Origin of the sequence: Arsenicibacter rosenii, from assembly GCF_001870735.1 — a bacterium.
GTDB lineage: Bacteria > Bacteroidota > Bacteroidia > Cytophagales > Spirosomataceae > Arsenicibacter > Arsenicibacter rosenii.
Genome location: NZ_MORL01000208.1, coordinates 1 through 774 on the forward strand (window position 1 = coordinate 1; position 774 = coordinate 774).

The window sequence follows — 774 nt, forward strand, 5'->3', positions numbered from 1 at the left end:
CTTGTTGCTGATAGGTTTTCCAGATGCGCTGTGCCTTTCACAGACTCAAATTCACTTGCTGGGTGCATTTAGTTACATTGTTGGCCCTTTTTTCACGTTTCTGAAGATCTTCCGAAGTTTTCTTGATGACAGTCGTATAATTTATAGCTCAATTACACAGCCTTTGGTCTCCGATTTAGTATTATATTGACCTTATTAAATCATTATTACAAAATAATAATTTAATAAGGTCAATATAATACCTGTCTTTTTATGATAAACCATTTTTGTCAGTATAACGTAAAAGAGGGTATAGTAGTACTTCCTCCGTATGAACCAGTTGTATTATTTTTTTCAAAAAGAACCCATGAAACAGTTGATGATGGGATGACAAAACCTTTGTTATTTTTACTTAAAACTTGAGTATATTGCGTCGCAAGGCTATTCCCTCCATTTATTATGATAGGTGCTTTATTCCAAGAAACGCTTGTTAGCCACAATGTATTACTACTAATATCTAATGTTACAGTATATGTTTCATCAGTATTCATGCTTACCGTAACCTTTATTTTTATATCATGATAATTTGTTGTGAATATTTGGATAGTTTTATTAGCAATAATATAAGGGTTATTTGTACAAATTCCATTAATATTTGCATAGGACTGTGTATTTAATTCGTTCCAGGCTGAGTCAGCTTTCGTATCTGCTTCTGACTGACTTATTGTAGAGCTATATAAACCACTTGCTATATAAATTAACGGCGCTTTGCCAACTTTTCCTGTAGTACAATTT

At 32.4% G+C, this 774-nt stretch carries 1 protein-coding gene; it reads right to left on the reverse strand.

The annotated features are described in order from the left end of the window. Window positions 1–269: 269 nt before the first annotated feature. The coding region (locus tag BLX24_RS33175; RefSeq protein WP_177225999.1) for a DUF5977 domain-containing protein at window positions 270–774 on the reverse strand (505 nt) is incomplete at its 5' end.